The following is a 17,623-nucleotide window of genomic DNA, read 5'->3' on the forward strand; positions in this document are numbered from 1 at the left end:
GATTCAAATAGGCTTGTCTTACTAATGAATTAAAATAAAGAGCTATTAAAATCTCTAAGTATATGCTCTTTTTGAATGGATTAAATTTACTGAACTTTACTGAAATCCAAATCTTGGAAATCGTAACTAAAATCGGTTAGTTCAGAAATTGCTTGCATCTTTAAGTTAGTAGCTTTTCCATTAGAGTCATATTTAAAAAATAAATGGGCATCGGCATGGAAATAAGCATTATCCCATTTTACCACAAAATTTCCATCTTTGTAAAAGAATACTTCACCTACCAATTGAGGAGAACGTTTTGATGCAAAATATATTTTCCCTTTTTTTTCAGTTATCGTTACATCTCCAAACCAATTGTCTTTGTAAGTTCCAGTGATTTTGGTGAAATCAGTTTTTACTTTGTCTTTCTTGTTTTTTGCTACAACAGCCCAGACTTCATCAGTTACTTTATCTGCTGTTTCTACATTGGCTTTCATACGATTGCTGTATAATGCAACGTAATCTTCAGATTTAATTCCTAAATAACTATCTTTTATGGTATTGGTAATAGCAGTAAATGCTGCGCCAGATTGCTGGTTTGTTAAGACTATAATTCCTAATTGTAGTTCAGGAATTAAAGTAACCTGAGTAACGATTCCTTCTAGACCACCTGTATGAGTAACTTGTTTGTTTCCTTTCACATCGCTCAAAAACCAGCCTAAACCGTATCCGCTAAAATGAGTATTGTATGGTGCTCTAGGTTTTACTGGAATTATAGTTTGCAATTGCCACATTTCGTCATGTTCCTTTTCTGAGAATAATTGCTTGTTTTCGGGACCATATTTACCATTGTTCATTTGCATGATTGCCCATTTACTCAAGTCGTTTACGCTAGAATAAATACCAGCAGCAGCATCAAATAGTTGATTTTTATATCTGGTGATTACTTTTAGTTTCCCATCTATAGGTACATGTGGTGCAATGATATTGGTTGAGTCTTTTAAGCGTAAAAAAGATGCTGCACTATGATTCATTTCTAGTGGTTTCATGATGCGTTCTTCTATGAAATCGCCCCAGCTTTTTCCGCTAACAACATGAACGATTTCACCAGCAACTATATATAATAAATTATCGTAATCGTATTTGGTTCTAAAACCCGAAACAGGTTTTAAATATTGTAAGTTTTGGGTAATATCCTGTACTGTAAAATCACTTCCGTCAGGCCATATCATTAAGTCTCCCGCTCCAAGACCTAACCCGCTGCGGTGAGTTAGTAAATCACGAATCGTAAATTCCTGTGTTACATATTCATTGTACATTTTAAAATTTGGAAGGTATTTTGTCACCTTATCATCCCATTTGATTTTGCCTTCATCAACTAAGATAGCCAAGGCTGCACTTGTAAAAGCTTTACTGTTTGAAGCAATTCCGAATAATGTATTAGCGTCTACTTTTTCTTTTGTCAAGATAGATTTTACACCATAACCTTGTGCCTGAACGATTTTTCCATCTTTAATAATGGCAACAGCAATTCCGGGAACATTAAATGTTTTTAAAGTATTTTCTACTAATGCATCGACTTCTTTATTGGTGATTTGTGCAGCAACCGAAAAACTAAAAAATAGTGATAAAAGCGATAATTTATAATTCATATGTAGATGATATTTGTTATTTAAAAGCATAGCAATTTAATGCCCTATTGATTTATAATTTATTAAAACCTCGTTGTCTTTTTGCTTCAAAAATTAATATGGCAGCTGCAACTGATACATTCATGCTGTCAATTTCGCCTTCCATTGGTATGATAATATTTTGAGTTGCGGCATCTCTCCATTCTTGTGTTAGTCCTGTGGCTTCTGTACCTACAACTAAGGCAGTTGGAGTAGTAAAGTTCTGTGTATGATAGGAAGTTGAGTTTTGAAGTGTGGCGCAGTAAAAATCAATTTTATTTTCTTTTAAAAAAGCAATAATTTCGTTAGTTGTTCCTGTTGCAATTTGGTTGGTAAATAAGCAACCTACACTTGAGCGAACAATATTTGGATTGTATAAATCACTTTTAGGATTGGCAATAATTACTGCAGTTAAATTGGCAGCATCGGCAGTACGCAATAATGCACCAATATTTCCTGGTTTCTCTGGAGCTTCGGCAACAAGAATCAATGGATTATCAGATAGTTTTAAATCCGATAATTGTAATGATTTGGTTTTGGCTATAGCCAAAACACCTTCGGTGGTATCGCGATACGCTAGTTTTTGAAAGACTTCTTTATTTATTTCGATTAAATTAACTTGTTTGCTAGTTAATTTATTGATTTCATTTTCAGAAATTAATTCGGGTAAAAATAAAATCGTTTCTATTTCGTATCCCCCTTTTATGGCTAATGAAATTTCACGTTTCCCTTCAATTAAAAACGTTCCAGTTTGCTTCCGTGCTTTTGCTTTTTCTTGCAATAACACTAATGATTTTATGAATGGATTTTGTATTGAAGTAATTTGTTTCAAGGGAATAAGGTGCTGAGTTTGTAAGTGGCTAAGGTAATAAGATTTTTTAAATTTTAAATTTATTACTATTTTTTAGGAAACGACTAAATTTATTAATTGTAGTTAGCATCTGTTTATAAAGAGTATTTCTTTATTTTTGTCAGAATTATATATTTTATTTTCATTTTAAAAACATATAAATGTTTAGCTTATTAGATATCATTGGGACGATGGCATTTGCAATGTCGGGTGCGTTGACCGCAATGAATAAACGATTGGATCCATTTGGGGTTTTTATAATTGCCTTTGTTACTGCAGTAGGTGGAGGAACGGTGCGTGATGTTTTAATTGGCAGAACACCAGTAGGATGGATGCTTGATCTGAAATATGTTTATGTTATTATTTTAGGATTTATTTTATCTGTTATCTTCAGAAAAAAATTCGATAAACTAAGAACTTCTTTGTTTTTATTTGATACTATTGGTCTTGGTGTTTTTACGTTAATAGGACTTGAAAGGGGAATACTTACTGGTTTGCATCCTATAATTTGTATTGCATTAGGCACCATGACTGCCTGTTTTGGAGGTGTTACTCGAGATATTTTGTGTAATGAAATTCCTGTAATTTTTAGAAGAGAAATTTATGCTACGATTTGTATTCTAGGAGGGATTGTCTTTTTTGTATTAAAAGAATGGAATTTAAATGATGATATTTTGTATCTCGTAACTTGTATTGTTATAATTTTAGTTCGATTAATGGCAGTAAAATATAAATGGTATCTACCAGCATTAGAGCATAAACGATAAATGAATTCTAATATTAAATAGTGAAAAACTACACCGTAAAGTTATATCAGGAAGCAGATTACATAAAATGGAATGACTTTGTTAGTCAAGCTAAAAATGCTACTTTTTTGTTTCATCGTGATTTTATGGAATATCATAAAGACCGATTTAAAGATTTCTCTTTATTGGTTTATGAGAATGAAAAATTAGTTTCGGTTTTACCTGCAAATAGAGTTAATAATGTAGTGTATTCACATCAGGGACTGACTTATGGAGGTTTGGTTTATGATGAAAAAATAAAATTGGTTTCGGTTATTGAAATCTTTAAAAGTATTTTAATTTTTTTAAACGAGATGGCTGTTGTAAAATTACATTTGAAGACGCTGCCAGCAATTTATCATTTAAAACCTAGTGAAGAAATTCAATATGCTTTGTTTTTAGCTGAAGCAAAATTGGTTCGGCGGGATTCGTTGTCAGTTTTGAATTTATTTCAGGAAAACAAGATATCAAAAGTTAGGAGAAGAGGGATTCAAAAGGCTGTTTTTAATGATTTAGTTATCAAAGAAGAAGATGATTTTGAAGACTTTTGGAACAAAGTTCTGATCCCGAATTTGGATAAAAAGCATCAAGCTAAGCCAGTTCATACTTTAGAAGAAATACAGTTACTAAAAAAAATCTTTCCAGATAATATTCGCCAGTTTAATGTGTATCAGAATGATAAAATAATAGCAGGAACATCAGTTTTTGAAAGTAAGAATGTAGCACATTGCCAGTATATTTCTAAAAATGAAAATCAGGATAATTTAGGGAGCTTGGATTTTTTGTTTGAGTTCCTGATAAAGAAAGTATTTAGCGAAAAACAATTTTTTGATTTTGGAATATCTAATGAAGAACGAGGGAAAAAGCTAAATGAAGGGTTATCATATTGGAAAGAAAGCTTTGGGGCGAGTACAATTGTCCATGATTTTTACGAAGTAGAAACAATAAATTACGGTTTATTAAATAATGTTTTATTATGATTTCTTTTTTAGATTTGAAAAAAGTAAACGAGCCATACAAAAAAGCATTTCAGGAAAAAATGGAAGCAGTTTTGGATAATGGCTGGTATATTTTGGGAAAAGAAGTCAAAGCATTTGAGACATCATTCGCAGCGTATTGTGATGCAAAATATTGTATAGGAGTAGGAAATGGTTTGGATGCTTTAGTCCTGATTTTTAAGGGGTATATTCAGTTAGGAAAACTTAAAAGAGGAGATGAAGTTATTGTACCTGCAAATACATATATAGCTAGTATTTTAGCAATCCTGCAAGCTGATTTGGTTCCTGTTTTAGTTGAACCAAAGTTAGAAACGTATAATCTTAATCCAGATTTAATCCAAAGTGAAATTACACCAAAAACTAAAGCAATTTTAGTAGTTCATCTATACGGACAATTGGCAGAAATGGATGCCATAAATGAAATTGCTGATGTAAATAATCTTTTAGTTGTTGAAGACGCAGCACAATCTCACGGTGCTTTATTAGCAAAAAGCAAAAAGTCAAAAGTCAAAAGTAGGAATGCACAAGCATATAGTTTTTATCCAGGAAAAAATTTAGGTGCTTTGGGAGATGGTGGAGCAATTACAACGAATGATGCTGAATTGGCTATGATTTTATTTTCGCTTCGAAATTATGGTTCAGAAGTAAAATATTATAATGATTTTGTGGGTGTGAATTCGAGATTAGACGAATTACAAGCTGCATTTCTGAATGTGAAATTACCAAATTTAGATGCTGAAAATGAGCAACGAAGAGATATTGCTAAAAGATATTTAGCTGAAATAAAAAACAAAAAAATAGTATTACCATTTTGGGATTTTTCAAATAATCATGTATTTCATTTATTCGTTATTCGAACTCAAAACAGGAATGATTTGCAGGCATATTTATTAGAGAATGGTATTCAAACAATGATTCATTATCCTGTTCCTCCATATAAGCAAAAAGCATTTCCTCAATGGAATGATTTGTCTTTTCCGATTACTGAAAAAACACATAGCGAGGTTTTGAGTTTGCCAATGAGTTCTGTTTTAACGGATGTAGAAGTAAGTCATATAGTTGATATTTTAAACCAATATTAAATGGATTTTACAAAAAGACATGAACTTAAATTAAGTATTAAACGATATGTACCAGAAAAAATATGGATTTCGTTTATTAAGATTTATAATTTTACACATTTAAGGGATTTATACAATTGGTATTTAATTAAAGAAGCACCTGATAGACATAGAAAAGCGCTTGAAATTGTTAGAAAAAAAGAAAAAATAAGAGTAGCTTTCTTTTTGACGCACGAATCAGTCTGGAAATATGAAGTATTATTTGATTTAATGTTACAGCATCCCAGATTTGAACCTCAAATATTTGTTTGTCCTGTTGTAAATTTTGGGAATGAAAATATGCTTTTCGAAATGAATAAAGCTTATAATACTTTTAAAAATAGAGGATATGATGTTGTAAGAACCTATGATACCACTACAGGAGAATATTTAGATATAAAAAAGACATTTTCACCAGATATTATTTTTTTTACCAATCCATATCAAAGTTTAGTCGATTATAGATATTATATAAAGGAGTTTTCAAAAACTTTAACCTGTTATGTGCCTTATAGTATTCCGACGGTTAGTTATGCGTTTACCTATGATCTGAATTTTCATAATTTAATTTGGAAAATTTTTTCAGAAACGAATATTCATCAAAAAATGGCGTCCGAAAAACAAAGGAATAAAGCCATAAATAGGATTTTAACTGGCTACCCGGGATTCGACCCGCTTTTGATAAATAAACGGCCAAAAGAAGTTTGGAAAAATAAGAATCCCGCCTTAAAAAGAATTATATGGACACCACATCATTTAATGAACGAGTTAAGTAAAGTATCTAATTTTCTGGAGTACTATGATTTCTTTTTAGAATTGGCGATTAATTATAAGGATAAAATACAAATTGCATTCAATCCGCATCCTTTATTAAGAGTTAAATTGGAAAATGACCCAAATTGGGGTAAAGAAAAAACCAACAATTACTTCGATAAATGGATAAATCTCGAAAATGGTCAGTTTGGAGATGGTTATTATATTGATCTTTTTTTGACATCAGATGCACTAATACATGATAGTGGTTCATTTATGGCAGAATATCTTATTACTGGAAAGCCATCTCTTTTTATGATTCGGGATGAATCAATTATGGGCTATTGGAATACTTTTGGTGATGAAGCGATGGCAGCACATTATCAGTCGAGAAACAAAAAGCAAGTAATTGATTTTATTGAGAATGTTGTTCTTAATGAGAATGATTGGATGAAAGATACGCGTTATGATTTTGTGCAAAATACTCTAATTCCGAAAAACAGTTCAACTGCTTCCGAAAACATTATGAAATATCTCGAAAATGAGCTTTTTGAATTAGAATATAATTAAAATTTATTTTTATAAATGCATAATACTTCTCTAAAGTCAATCGCAATAAAAGGAATCATTTGGTCAGTAGTTGATAAATTTGCTGTTCAGTTTGGTCAATTCATTGTAGGTATAGTACTTGCTCGAATTTTGCTACCAGAAGATTTTGGATTAATAGGAATGTTAGCTATTTTTATAGCCTTGTCACAAACTTTTATCGAAAGTGGATTAGGTACAGGGTTGATTCAGCGTCAAGATAGGTCAGAGATTGACTTTTCAACTTTATTTGTATTCAATTTAGTTGTAAGCAGTTTTTTTTATTTAGTACTGTTTTTCTCAGCACCTTTTATTTCTTCTTTTTTTGAGCAACGTCAGTTAACTGATTTGGCAAGAATCTTGGGTTTAATTTTGTTTTTAAATGCTTTCGCAATAGTTCAACGAACTAAACTAACAATTGCGATCGATTTCAAATCTATAGCAAAAAGTAATGTAATTGGAATGATTACTGGTGGATTATGTGGAGTAATAGCAGCTATAAATGGATATGGAGTTTGGGCGTTGGTTATTCAAATGCTCATTGGGTCTTTTGCTTCGTCTGTGTCTTTATGGCTTTTAAGTAATTGGACCCCTTCTATTGCTTTTTCAAAAAAATCATTTAAATCATTATTTGGTTATGGCTCAAAGCTGTTAATGGCTGGTTTGTATGCCCAAGCTTTAAATAATGTGTATAATATTTGTTTAGGAAAACTTTATCCAACTGCTACATTAGGATATTACACGAGAGCCAAGAGTTTTGCTGATATATCTGCAGGTACAATTGTAAGTGTTTTACAACAAGCTACATTCCCAATTCTTACAACTGTACAACATGATAAAGAGAAATTAGTCTCTATATTCAGACGTATGATTCGTATGTCGGCTTTTCTGATTATTCCGATTATGACACTTATTGCTTTACTAGCAAAACCAATTGTTATACTATTGCTTACAGAAAAATGGAATGCTGTAATTCCACTTTTGCAATGGATCGTTTTTGCACGTGTTTTTCTTCCAATGAGTAGTGTTAATTTGAATTTGTTAAATGCAATTGGTCGTTCAGATTTATACTTAAAAGTTGATTTATTCAAATTGCCTATGACGGTGTTAGCCATGGTAATTACAATTCCACTAGGTGTAAAAGCAATTGTAATTGGTCATGTTGTTACATCTGCCATATTTTTTATCATAAATGCATATGTACCAGGGAAGTTATATGGATATGGGCCAATAAATCAGTTGAAAGATATGTTCCCCATTTTTATAGCTACTATGGGAATGGCTTTTGTTGTATTTGTAATATCTAGTTTTATGGAAAATTTAATTTTACAGCTGTTCATTGGAGTTATATTTGGAGTAGTAACTTATCTATTTATTTGTTGGTTGCTAAAATTAGAGGAACTAAAAGAAGTTTGGGAGTTATTTTTGAAGTTTAAAAAAAGGACATTATTTACAAAATAGAATTAATTGCTTTTCCAAACTTCTAGATATTTTTTAGCAATTTTGAGATAATCATGTTCTCTTTCTACAAATGCTCTTGCTCGTTTTCCAATCGCAATGATTTCTTCAGGATTTTCAATTAAAAAAGATAATTCATTTACTAAATAATCAACATCTGGAATTGCATTTATGCATACCTTTTCAGAGATATTATAGTATTCCATAAATTCTTTTTCTGCTCCTGTAAAAACAACTTTTCCTTTTGCCATTGCTTCAAGTGCATTATAGCCTTGATCTCGGCTATAAGCTTGATCTAGAAGAATATGAGCTTTGTTGTATAAATCAATATAAACAGGATATGGGATTGTATTGGTAATTATAATTTCTACTTTATCGGGGTATTTTTCTTTAATGATTTTTAATGCTTTTTCAAAATAAGATATCCCCTTTTGACTATAGCTGTATTTGTTAATGCCTAAAAAAATAATTATTTTATCTTGAATGATTAATTCATTAAAAGTTAGTTTGGTATGTACTATTGGATAGGGGATAAAACCAGAAAAGATCGGATAGTTTTTTGTAGCATCTACATAGTCAAAATCAGTAGCAATCAATCCATCAAAATTATTCATAATGTATTTATGAATTTTGATATGTGATTTTTTAAAATAATCATAAAACCAGTTAAATTCTTTTGAAGGTTTTGGGCTTTTTAGAGAGGGCTGATAAATGGATTTATAGTTTTTGTTTTCAATATAAAATTTAAGAGTCATATAATCTAACCCACATGATAATAAAAAAAGCGCTTATTATATCTCACTATTTTTTTTATTAAATGAAGTTCGATTTTTTTAGATGTTTTTATAGATACTTCATTGACAAATTGTACAATATCGTAATTCTTTAATTTAGGAAGAAATAAATAAAAACGAATAGCATATTCTAAATTAACAAAATCAAATTTAAAAAAACGATATATAATTTTTCTTGGAATAGTTAATATTGTTTTTTTAGATATTTTGCCTCATAGTCATAATCAACAGGATAGCATCTGTATCCATTGCTATTTCCTATTAAAACAACTTCGTGTCCTAGTTCTGTTAATCCTCTTTTTAAAGAATTATGTAAAAGACTATATTCTCCGATGAGTAAAATCCGCATAAATTGTATTGTTTAAAAGAAAATAGTAAATGTAAAACAATTTGGCCATTCTAAATAATTGTAAAATTGCTATTAGTATTGAGATTTTTGATAATTATAAAATTTATTTTTGTAGCATAACATATTAATCTATTTCTGAAACTTTACTTATTGGTATGTTTTTATCAATAAAAGCGATATTTCAGGCATTGTTTTGAACATCTTTTTTTGTTAAAAAAACTAAGCGCATTGTATTTTGCATTTAAAAGTAAAAATAATTTACATTTGTTTAAGAGAAAAAATAATTTGAAAGAGATTTATCTTATAACTGATATTGAAATTTTGATTTCGACAAAGAACAGAGATTCATTAGATTTTTTAATGGATATGTTTCCTTTTAAGCATTTTTCAAATTTTAATTTATTGATAATTAATCAATCTGAATCTGAGATTTTAGTTTCAGAATATGATTCAGTTAGGGTAATAAATAGTAACGAAAGAGGTTTGTCCAAAAGCAGAAATTTGGCTCTTGATAATGCTATTGGAAAAATTCTTGTTATTGCTGATGATGATATTGTTTATCAAGAAGGATTTACATCTAAAATAATGAATGCTTATAATAAGTTTCCTCAAGCGACTGTAATAATTTTTTCAGTGATAAATTCAAATAGAGATTTAATAAAAAAATATCCTTCTAGTTCTAAAGTTAATTTGAATATCTTCGATATACTCAATGTGAGCTCAATAGAAATGACATTGAATAAAGCGATTGTTGACGCATCTAATATTCGATTTGATGAAAGTTTTGGTTTAGGAGGAACTTTTGAAATGGGTGAGGAAGCTGTTTTTCTATCTGATTTAAAAGAAATACATCAACAGCTTGTTTTTGATTCGCAAATAATTGTAATGCATGAAAGTCAAACTTCTTCAGAAAAGAAAAATATAACTGATAAGTATTACATTCAAGGTGCGCTATTCTCAAGAATATTTAAAAATAAATATATTTTTTGGATTTTTATCAAATTATTTTTTGATCTAAAACAGAAAAAAATACGATTAAAAAATATTAAAACTGCTTTGAAAAGTGCAAAAAGAGGGCATGAAAAATTTGAAATGACGAAGTATGGAAATAAATAATAACAGGATACAAATTATCTCAATTCCTAAAATAGAAGAGCGAAGAGGAAATCTCTCCGTAATAGAACATGACACAGTTCCCTTTGATATTAAAAGAGTGTATTACCTGTATGATGTTCCAAGTGGGGCAGAAAGAGGAGGGCATGCTCATAAAAAATTGCAACAATTTTTAGTTGCATTAAGCGGTAGTTTTGATGTTGTTTTAAATGATGGGAGAGAGTCAAAAAATATTACTTTAAATAAACCATTTGAAGGTTTGTTGATTAAACCTGGAATCTGGAGAGAACTTCAAAATTTTTCTTCTGGATCAGTTTGTTTGGTAGTTGCTTCAGAGGTTTATATTGAAGATGATTATATTAGAGATTTTGAGGAATTTATGAGCTATACTACTCATAAACAGAAAAATTAATACCAATCTTTTTTAAAGAGTTTTTTAGTTTTAGAAATAAACGTAATGAGAAGGGAGGTAGACTTAATAAAAAACGAATCTTTAAGTTTATGTTTTGTTTGCCGACGTCTTTTAGATAAGAATTCATTTTAGTTGTATAGCCGTAGATATAATAACGCAAGCCATATTCAATTCTGTATAAATCCAAAAAAGATTTAAGAGAAGAGTTTTGTTGTTCTGCTATTTTAAACTGCTTAAAATCCATTAAATTCATAGAGTCTACGTTATTCTTAGCAAGACTATTTGGGATGTCAAAATTATAAATAGCTGTTATTGTATTTGTAATTGCAACACTATGTTTAATTCCGATTTTAGTCCAGAGTTCTAAATCCTGACCGTTTGTTATTCCAGGTGTAAATCCTCCAAATTTTTCTATAATTTCTTTCGGAATTGCTAAACTAGAAGTCCATGTAATTCTAAAAGGGATGTTTGATGAAAAATAATCTTTTATAATTCCGCTAAACGAGCTGTTTATTTGATTATGAGTAGGAATTTGAAAATGTTTTTTGGTTGTTTTAATTTTATAGCGAGAGCAATACATTCCACAATCTGGAAAATTAAGATATAAATTGTTTAGTTCTTCTAGATGATTCGGATACCAATAATCATCTGCATCTAAGAAAGCAATCAGTTTACCTTTAGATTTTTCGATTCCTAAATTTCTCGCAACAGAAACACCTTGGTTCTTTTGATTGTATAGAGTTATTCGAGGATTTTTTAAGTTAAGAACCTTGATTTCGCTACCATCTATCGATTCATCATTGACTACAATGATTTCATAATCCGTAAAGGTCTGTTCGAAAACACTTTTTAAAGTCTTTTCAATATAATCAGCTTTGTTGTATAATGGAATAATAATAGAAAAAAATGCCATATTACTTATTTTTATTGAACAAATATAACTGATTCTGTAAAGGTTAAATAAAAATAAAGAAGGGTTTTGAGAACACAATTGATTAAAAAGTACTTTGTTAAAAATTTTGAAAAATAAATTTCCAGAAGAGATTAATTTATATTTTTTTAAAGAATAGTAAAAGCCTAATATTTTTACAAAATCAGGGTTTAACTTATTTTGTTGATCTAGAAGTATAAGATTGTTTAGGCTGTTTTTTACTTTAGAAATAAAAATTTTACTTTCGTCTATATCTCCATGTTCAATAGCGTTATCAATATGTTTCACTCTGAAATTGGATTTACTAACTTCATAGGCAAATAAGGTATCTTCATGGCCATATTTTGTTAAGCTTGAATCAAATTTTATTTGATTAAAATGTTCTTTTTTAATCAAAGTATTATTGAATAGTAGTGTTTTGTAAATCGCTAAATTTCTTTGAGAAACCGTTTTGTCTTCGATAGTTCTCCCGTATTTCCATCGTAATTTTTGTTTATTGGAATTTACTATTGTAGGGTGAACCCGGCCTCCGTGAATTATATTTGAGTTTTTAATATTGTCTAAATAATTTTGGATATAATTTTTATTAATGACTATTGAATCACCATCTATATAAAGTAAATAGGAATGTTTGGCTTTAGAAGCAAGGAGGTTTCTGTTAGAACTTAATCCAATGTTTTTCGATAATGAGATGAAGAAACAATTTTCTAGTAAATTTATTTTTTCATTATCTTTATTTAATTCAGAATTTGATCCATCATCCTGACAAATAATCTCAAATTCGATTTCAGATTCTAAACATTGCCTATGTAACTCCTTGACAAGAGGACAAATATTGTAATTATATACTGGAATAAGAATGGAAAGCATTAATTGTCGTTTTTTAAAATATATTTGTAAAGAAAATACTTTTTATTAAAAAAATCTCTTTGTTAATAAAAATGATATCAAGTTTATATAAAAGTAAAACACTGAAAATGAATTTAAGATCTGTTTATTATTTTATTTCTCCAAAATCAAGACTTGTTGCACGAAAAATATATTACTCTCCTTTTGATCTGTTCAATTCATTAAGTGGACGTAAAAAGAAAATGGTTCCAAATAAAGGAGATATTTTTATTGGCTCGGGAGACTTCGTAGAGCAAGGGAAACACCATCTTAAGCTTCTAATAGAGTATGCAAAGCTAAAACCAAATCATTCGGTTCTGGATGTTGGATGTGGTATTGGTAGAGTTGCAGTTCCACTTACTAACTATTTATTAGCTGATAGTAGCTACGAGGGATTTGATTTGGTTAAGAAAGGTATTAATTGGTGTAAAAATAATATAACGATAAATTTTCCTAATTTCAATTTTCAGCATATTCCTTTAAACAATGATTTGTATAGCTTAACAAATCAAAAAGCTGAAAACTTTACGTTTCCTTATCTTGATAATTCTTTTGATACTGTGTTTTTATTTTCAGTTTTCACACATATGCAACCATTAGAGATTCAAAATTATCTTAATGAAATTTATAGAGTATTAAAGCCTGGTGGAAGATGTTTAGCTACATTTTTTGTTTATGATGAAATTAATGAGAGTATGATTTCAAACAATAACGGAACTTATATTTTTCCATATAAAAATGAAGGATATAGATTGATGAATGAAAAAGTACCATCAGCTAATATCGCTTTTAATGAAAAGTATTTATATAAAATGGCAGGGCTAAGTAAATTAAAAATTGAGAATAAAATATACGGAACTTGGTCTAAAAGAGGAGATAAGTCCCTATTAGATTTTCAAGATATCTTAGTTTTTGAAAAATAATTTAAAAGTGTATTACACCGTTCTCTGAACTACTTCAAAAATTCTGGCATCTTCACATTTTAATGTTTTTGAAGGGAATTTCATTAATAATGCATAATCGTGTGTTGCCATGATAATGGTTTTTCCAAGTGCATTGATGCTTCTTAAAACTTCAAGAACTTCTGAACTTGTTTGAGGATCTAGGTTTCCTGTAGGCTCATCAGCAAGAATAAATTCAGGATCGTTTAGTAAAGCTCTCGCAATTGCAACACGTTGTTGCTCTCCACCAGAAAGTTGATGAGGCATTTTTTGAGTAAATTCTTTCATGCCAACTTTATCAAGAACTTCATCGATTTTACGTTCCATTCCTTCTTTATCAACCCATCCCGTTGCTTTAAGTACAAAAAGCATGTTATCTTGTACAGTTCTGTCCGGAAGTAATTTAAAATCTTGAAATACAATCCCAATTTTACGTCTCAAATACGGAATATCATTTTCTTTTAGGGTAGCCAAATCAAAGTCAACAATATGACCTTCACCTTCTGTTAATGGTAAGTCGCCATATAAAGTTTTCATGAAACTACTTTTTCCAGAACCTGTTTTTCCGATGATATAAATAAACTCTCCATGTTTTACTTCTAAATTTACATGAGATAAAATATTTTTTCCTTCTTGATAAATAGCTACATCTTTAAGAGACAGTACGATTTGTGACATGATAAAATTAATTTGAATGGTAAAAGTAATAAGTTAACGGCTGTATTCAAAATAAAATTTCCTCATTTAAAGAAATAGTCCTTTATATACCATTATTTAAGGCTATAAGTGTGTGGATGTTGGCTTTTATAAGAGTGTTAAATGATGATAGTTGTGGTTTTGTTTATAATAAATACTAAAACCAATTCGTTATACCCAGTAGAAAATGATACATTTGAAAATTAAATTAAAATCACAATGCACAAACTTTCACGGTTAATTTTTATACTAGTTTTCCTTTTATCGATTAAGGTTTCGGCACAAAAGTCGGCTATTTATACCTATGATTTAAAGGATTTTGACAAAGCAGTTTCTTTATATAATGACAAACAATATGCATCGGCTCAGATTATTTTCGAAAAAGTAAAAGAAAAAGATGCGAGAGAAGAAGTAAAGGCAGATTGTACTTATTATATTGCTAATTGCGCCATAAGAACCAATCAGCCAAATGCTGATGAGCTTATGGAGCGTTTTGTTGAGGATTACCCAATAAGCACCAAACAAAATCAAGCTTACATTGAAGTAGCTCATTATTTTTTCGACCAGGCAAATTATCCAAAAGCATTGCAGTGGTTTGATCGTGTAGATGAAAGCTATATGAGCAAGAGCGATTTAGATAAATTTAACTTCCAGAAAGGATACAGTTACTTTAATTCTAAAAAGAAAAAAGAAGCAACAACTTATTTTAATAAGGTGGTGAATTCTCCTGAATATGGTTCTCAAGCCAAGTATTATTTAGGATTTATGGCTTATGAAGGCGATGATTATAAAGAAGCAACCAAATATTTTGATGAGGTTTCAGGAGAAGAGAAATACAAAGAAAAGCTTTCGTATTATCAGGCTGATATGAATTTTAAATTAGGGAATTTCCAAAAAGCAATTGATTTAGGACAAAAAGCAATGCCGAAATCAAATGAAATCGAAAAGTCAGAATTGAATAAGATTATTGGAGAGAGCTATTTTAATTTAAAAGCATATGATAAGGCAATTCCGTTTTTAGTACAATATAAAGGTAAAAAGGGGAAATGGAATAATACTGATTTTTACCAATTAGGATATGCTTACTATCAGCAAAAAGATTACGAAAATGCTATCTCACAATTCAATAAAATTATTGAAGGAAAAGATTTTGTAGCACAAAATGCATATTATCATTTAGGTCAGAGTTATTTAAATACTGATAAAAAGCAACAAGCTTTAAATGCATTTAAGAATGCTGCCGAAATGGATTATGATAAAGCAATTCAAGAAGATGCGAGTTTAAATTACGCTAAGCTGAGTTACGAAATTGGGAATTCATACCAAAATGTACCAGTAGTATTGCTTGATTTTTTGAAGAAATACCCAAATAATTCTAGTAAATCTGAAGTAGAGAAGTTATTGATAGATTCTTATATTTCGTCTAAAAATTACAGTGAAGCTTTAAGCTTATTAGAAAAAAATAGATCTCCAGAGAATAGATTAGCTTATCAAAAAGTGCTTTTTTACAGAGGTTTAGAATTGTATAATGATAATAATTATCAAGAAGCTTCTAAGATGTTTGTGAAATCTCTTAATGAACAAAAAAGCCCTGAGTTTACAGCTCGTGCTACTTTTTGGAAAGGAGAAACAGAGTATCTGAATGATGATTTTAAAAATGCTTTAATCAGTTATAAACAATTTGCAGGTTTGGCAGCTGCCAAAGCAACTCCGGAGTTTAAAAATGTTAATTATAATATTGCTTATACGTATTTTAAATTAAAAGAATATGATAATGCAGCCAATTCATTTCAAGCTCAAATTGATAATTCAAAAGAGGATACTTCAAGACTACATGATTCTTACTTAAGATTAGCTGATTGTAGATTTGTAACCTCTAAGTATGCATTGGCACTGGAAGCTTATACAAAAGTGATGAGTTTTAAAGGAGTTGATGCTGATTATGCTTATTTTCAAAAAGCCATTTGTTATGGTTTTATGAATAAAAACGACAAAAAAATCGAAGAGCTTAATGGGTTTCTTCAGATGTATAAAAAATCAGAATATCGTGATGATGCTATGTTTGAGTTGGCAAATACATATGCTGCAGTGAAAAAACAAGAGCAGGCAATTAAAATGTATGATCAATTGGTTGCTGAGTTTAAAAACGGAGCTTTCACAGCAAAGTCTATTTTACGTGAAGGACTAATTTATTATAACTCAGATAGAGATCAATTGGCTTTGACGAAATTTAAAAAAGTAGCAGCTGATTTTCCTAGAACTCCAGAGGCTCTTGAAGCAGTTTCTACAGCGAGATTAATTTATGTAGATAACGGAAAAGTAGATGAATATGCAACTTGGGTACGTACGCTGGATTTTGTAGCAGTTACAGATGCCGACTTGGATAACGATACTTTTGAAGGGGCTATAAAACAATATGATCAAAATAATACTAAACAAGCGATTGTAGGTTTGAGTAGCTATGTGAGTAAATTTCCAAAAGGAATCCATGCACTGGAAGCGAATTTTAAATTAGCGCAAGCATATACAGCAGAAGGCTCAGAAACTAAATCGATTCCTAATTACCAATATATAATCGAGCAGCCTCGTAGTGAATATACAGAGCAATCTTTAATGCGATTGGCTCAGATATTCTTAAAAGCTAAAGATTGTGACAGAGCAATTCCTGTTTTATCTCGTATAGAAAACGAAGGAGATTCTTTTCAAAATAAAACATTTGCACAAGCGAATCTGATGAAATGTTATTATGATAAAAATGATTATAGTAACTCGGTTGTATATGCAGAAAAAGTATTGCAAAACCCTAAAACAGATGAAAATGTAAAAAGTGATGCTCAAATTATTGTAGCAAGAGCAGCAATTAAATCTGGTGATGAAGATAAGGCTAAAACAGCTTATGCAAAATTGGCTACAACATCAAAAGGAGAGTTGGCAGCAGAATCATTGTATTATGATGCTTATTTTAAAAATAAAGAAAATAAGTATGATGCTTCAAATACTGCAATACAAAAATTAGCCAAAAACTATTCATCATTTAAATATTTTGGAGCAAAAGGATTGGTGCTAATGGCGAAAAATTTCTATGGACTAAAAGATAGTTATCAAGCGACTTATATTCTAGAAAATGTAATTCAGAATTTTACAGCTTATCCAGATGTGGTTTCTGAAGCTGAAAAAGAATTAAGTGCTATTAAAGCAGAAGAATCTAAAACCAATTCATCGATTACAAAGTAGAAAATAGAACAAAGAATATAGAATAAAGAGAATAGATATTGAAATCTATTTTCTATCCTCTTTTCTCTATTTTCTCAAAAAATAAAA

General features: G+C 29.9%; 15 protein-coding genes. 9 read left to right on the forward strand and 6 right to left on the reverse strand.

What is annotated here, in order from left to right:
• Window positions 1–86: 86 nt before the first annotated feature.
• On the reverse strand, window positions 87–1,631 hold the full coding sequence (locus EAG11_RS01735; protein ID WP_129537604.1) for a serine hydrolase: 1,545 nt from the start codon (window positions 1,629–1,631) through the stop codon (window positions 87–89).
• Between the two features lie 52 nt (window positions 1,632–1,683).
• Window positions 1,684–2,481 carry an RNA methyltransferase gene (locus tag EAG11_RS01740; RefSeq protein WP_129537605.1) on the reverse strand — a complete coding sequence of 266 codons (798 nt, stop codon included), beginning with the start codon at window positions 2,479–2,481 and terminating at the stop codon, window positions 1,684–1,686.
• A 179-nt stretch (window positions 2,482–2,660) separates the two neighbouring features.
• On the opposite strand from EAG11_RS01740, the gene EAG11_RS01745 reads away from it, so the two are divergent.
• Genes EAG11_RS01745 through EAG11_RS01765 form a run of 5 tightly spaced genes read left to right on the forward strand, consistent with a single transcriptional unit; the run spans window position 2,661 to window position 8,181 of the window.
• On the forward strand, window positions 2,661–3,266 hold the full coding sequence (locus EAG11_RS01745) for a trimeric intracellular cation channel family protein (RefSeq protein ID WP_129537606.1): 606 nt from the start codon (window positions 2,661–2,663) through the stop codon (window positions 3,264–3,266).
• Between the two features lie 20 nt (window positions 3,267–3,286).
• Entirely contained in the window at window positions 3,287–4,264 is a 978-nt protein-coding gene (locus EAG11_RS01750) for a GNAT family N-acetyltransferase (RefSeq protein WP_129537607.1), read from the forward strand.
• Window positions 4,261–5,364: a DegT/DnrJ/EryC1/StrS aminotransferase family protein gene (locus tag EAG11_RS01755; RefSeq protein ID WP_129537608.1), complete on the forward strand. Its 1,104-nt coding sequence runs from the start codon at window positions 4,261–4,263 to the stop codon at window positions 5,362–5,364. Before EAG11_RS01750 ends, EAG11_RS01755 begins: the two co-directional genes overlap by 4 nt.
• A complete protein-coding gene (locus EAG11_RS01760) occupies window positions 5,365–6,705 on the forward strand; it encodes a CDP-glycerol glycerophosphotransferase family protein (RefSeq protein WP_129537609.1) in 1,341 nt (446 codons plus the stop codon).
• Between the two features lie 15 nt (window positions 6,706–6,720).
• Window positions 6,721–8,181, forward strand: coding sequence for a lipopolysaccharide biosynthesis protein (locus tag EAG11_RS01765; protein WP_129537610.1), 1,461 nt, complete (start codon window positions 6,721–6,723; stop codon window positions 8,179–8,181).
• 2 nt (window positions 8,182–8,183) lie between these two features.
• Here EAG11_RS01765 and EAG11_RS01770 read toward each other — a convergent pair whose 3' ends face one another.
• Together EAG11_RS01770 and EAG11_RS21610 are read right to left on the reverse strand one after the other, a co-directional pair.
• Window positions 8,184–8,933, reverse strand: a complete 750-nt coding sequence (locus EAG11_RS01770) for a glycosyltransferase (protein WP_164998641.1) — start codon at window positions 8,931–8,933, stop codon at window positions 8,184–8,186.
• Window positions 8,934–9,156: 223 nt separating this feature from the next.
• Window positions 9,157–9,321 (reverse strand): hypothetical protein, encoded by a 165-nt coding sequence (locus tag EAG11_RS21610; protein ID WP_164998642.1) that lies wholly within the window; start codon window positions 9,319–9,321, stop codon window positions 9,157–9,159.
• A gap of 285 nt (window positions 9,322–9,606) precedes the next feature.
• Between EAG11_RS21610 and EAG11_RS01775 the strand changes: the two genes are divergently transcribed.
• Together EAG11_RS01775 and EAG11_RS01780 are read left to right on the forward strand one after the other, a co-directional pair.
• The gene (locus tag EAG11_RS01775) at window positions 9,607–10,437 is read left to right on the forward strand and encodes a glycosyltransferase family A protein (RefSeq protein ID WP_164998643.1); all 831 of its coding nucleotides are present in this window, start codon (window positions 9,607–9,609) and stop codon (window positions 10,435–10,437) included.
• Window positions 10,424–10,846 carry an FdtA/QdtA family cupin domain-containing protein gene (locus EAG11_RS01780; protein WP_129537612.1) on the forward strand — a complete coding sequence of 141 codons (423 nt, stop codon included), beginning with the start codon at window positions 10,424–10,426 and terminating at the stop codon, window positions 10,844–10,846. The genes EAG11_RS01775 and EAG11_RS01780 overlap by 14 nt, the downstream gene beginning before the upstream one ends.
• Here EAG11_RS01780 and EAG11_RS01785 read toward each other — a convergent pair.
• Window positions 10,824–12,647 carry a glycosyltransferase gene (locus tag EAG11_RS01785; protein WP_129537613.1) on the reverse strand — a complete coding sequence of 608 codons (1,824 nt, stop codon included), beginning with the start codon at window positions 12,645–12,647 and terminating at the stop codon, window positions 10,824–10,826. The genes EAG11_RS01780 and EAG11_RS01785 overlap by 23 nt on opposite strands.
• A gap of 107 nt (window positions 12,648–12,754) precedes the next feature.
• Between EAG11_RS01785 and EAG11_RS01790 the strand changes: the two genes are divergently transcribed.
• Window positions 12,755–13,588, forward strand: a complete 834-nt coding sequence (locus tag EAG11_RS01790) for a class I SAM-dependent methyltransferase (protein WP_164998644.1) — start codon at window positions 12,755–12,757, stop codon at window positions 13,586–13,588.
• Between the two features lie 12 nt (window positions 13,589–13,600).
• Here the strand turns inward: EAG11_RS01790 and EAG11_RS01795 are convergent, their stop codons facing one another.
• Entirely contained in the window at window positions 13,601–14,284 is a 684-nt protein-coding gene (locus tag EAG11_RS01795) for a cell division ATP-binding protein FtsE (protein WP_129537615.1), read from the reverse strand.
• A 237-nt stretch (window positions 14,285–14,521) separates the two neighbouring features.
• Between EAG11_RS01795 and EAG11_RS01800 the strand changes: the two genes are divergently transcribed.
• Window positions 14,522–17,536 (forward strand): tetratricopeptide repeat protein, encoded by a 3,015-nt coding sequence (locus EAG11_RS01800; protein WP_129537616.1) that lies wholly within the window; start codon window positions 14,522–14,524, stop codon window positions 17,534–17,536.
• The last annotated feature ends 87 nt before the right edge of the window (window positions 17,537–17,623 follow it).

This window comes from Flavobacterium sp. 140616W15, from assembly GCF_003668995.1.
Taxonomy (GTDB): Bacteria; Bacteroidota; Bacteroidia; order Flavobacteriales; family Flavobacteriaceae; genus Flavobacterium.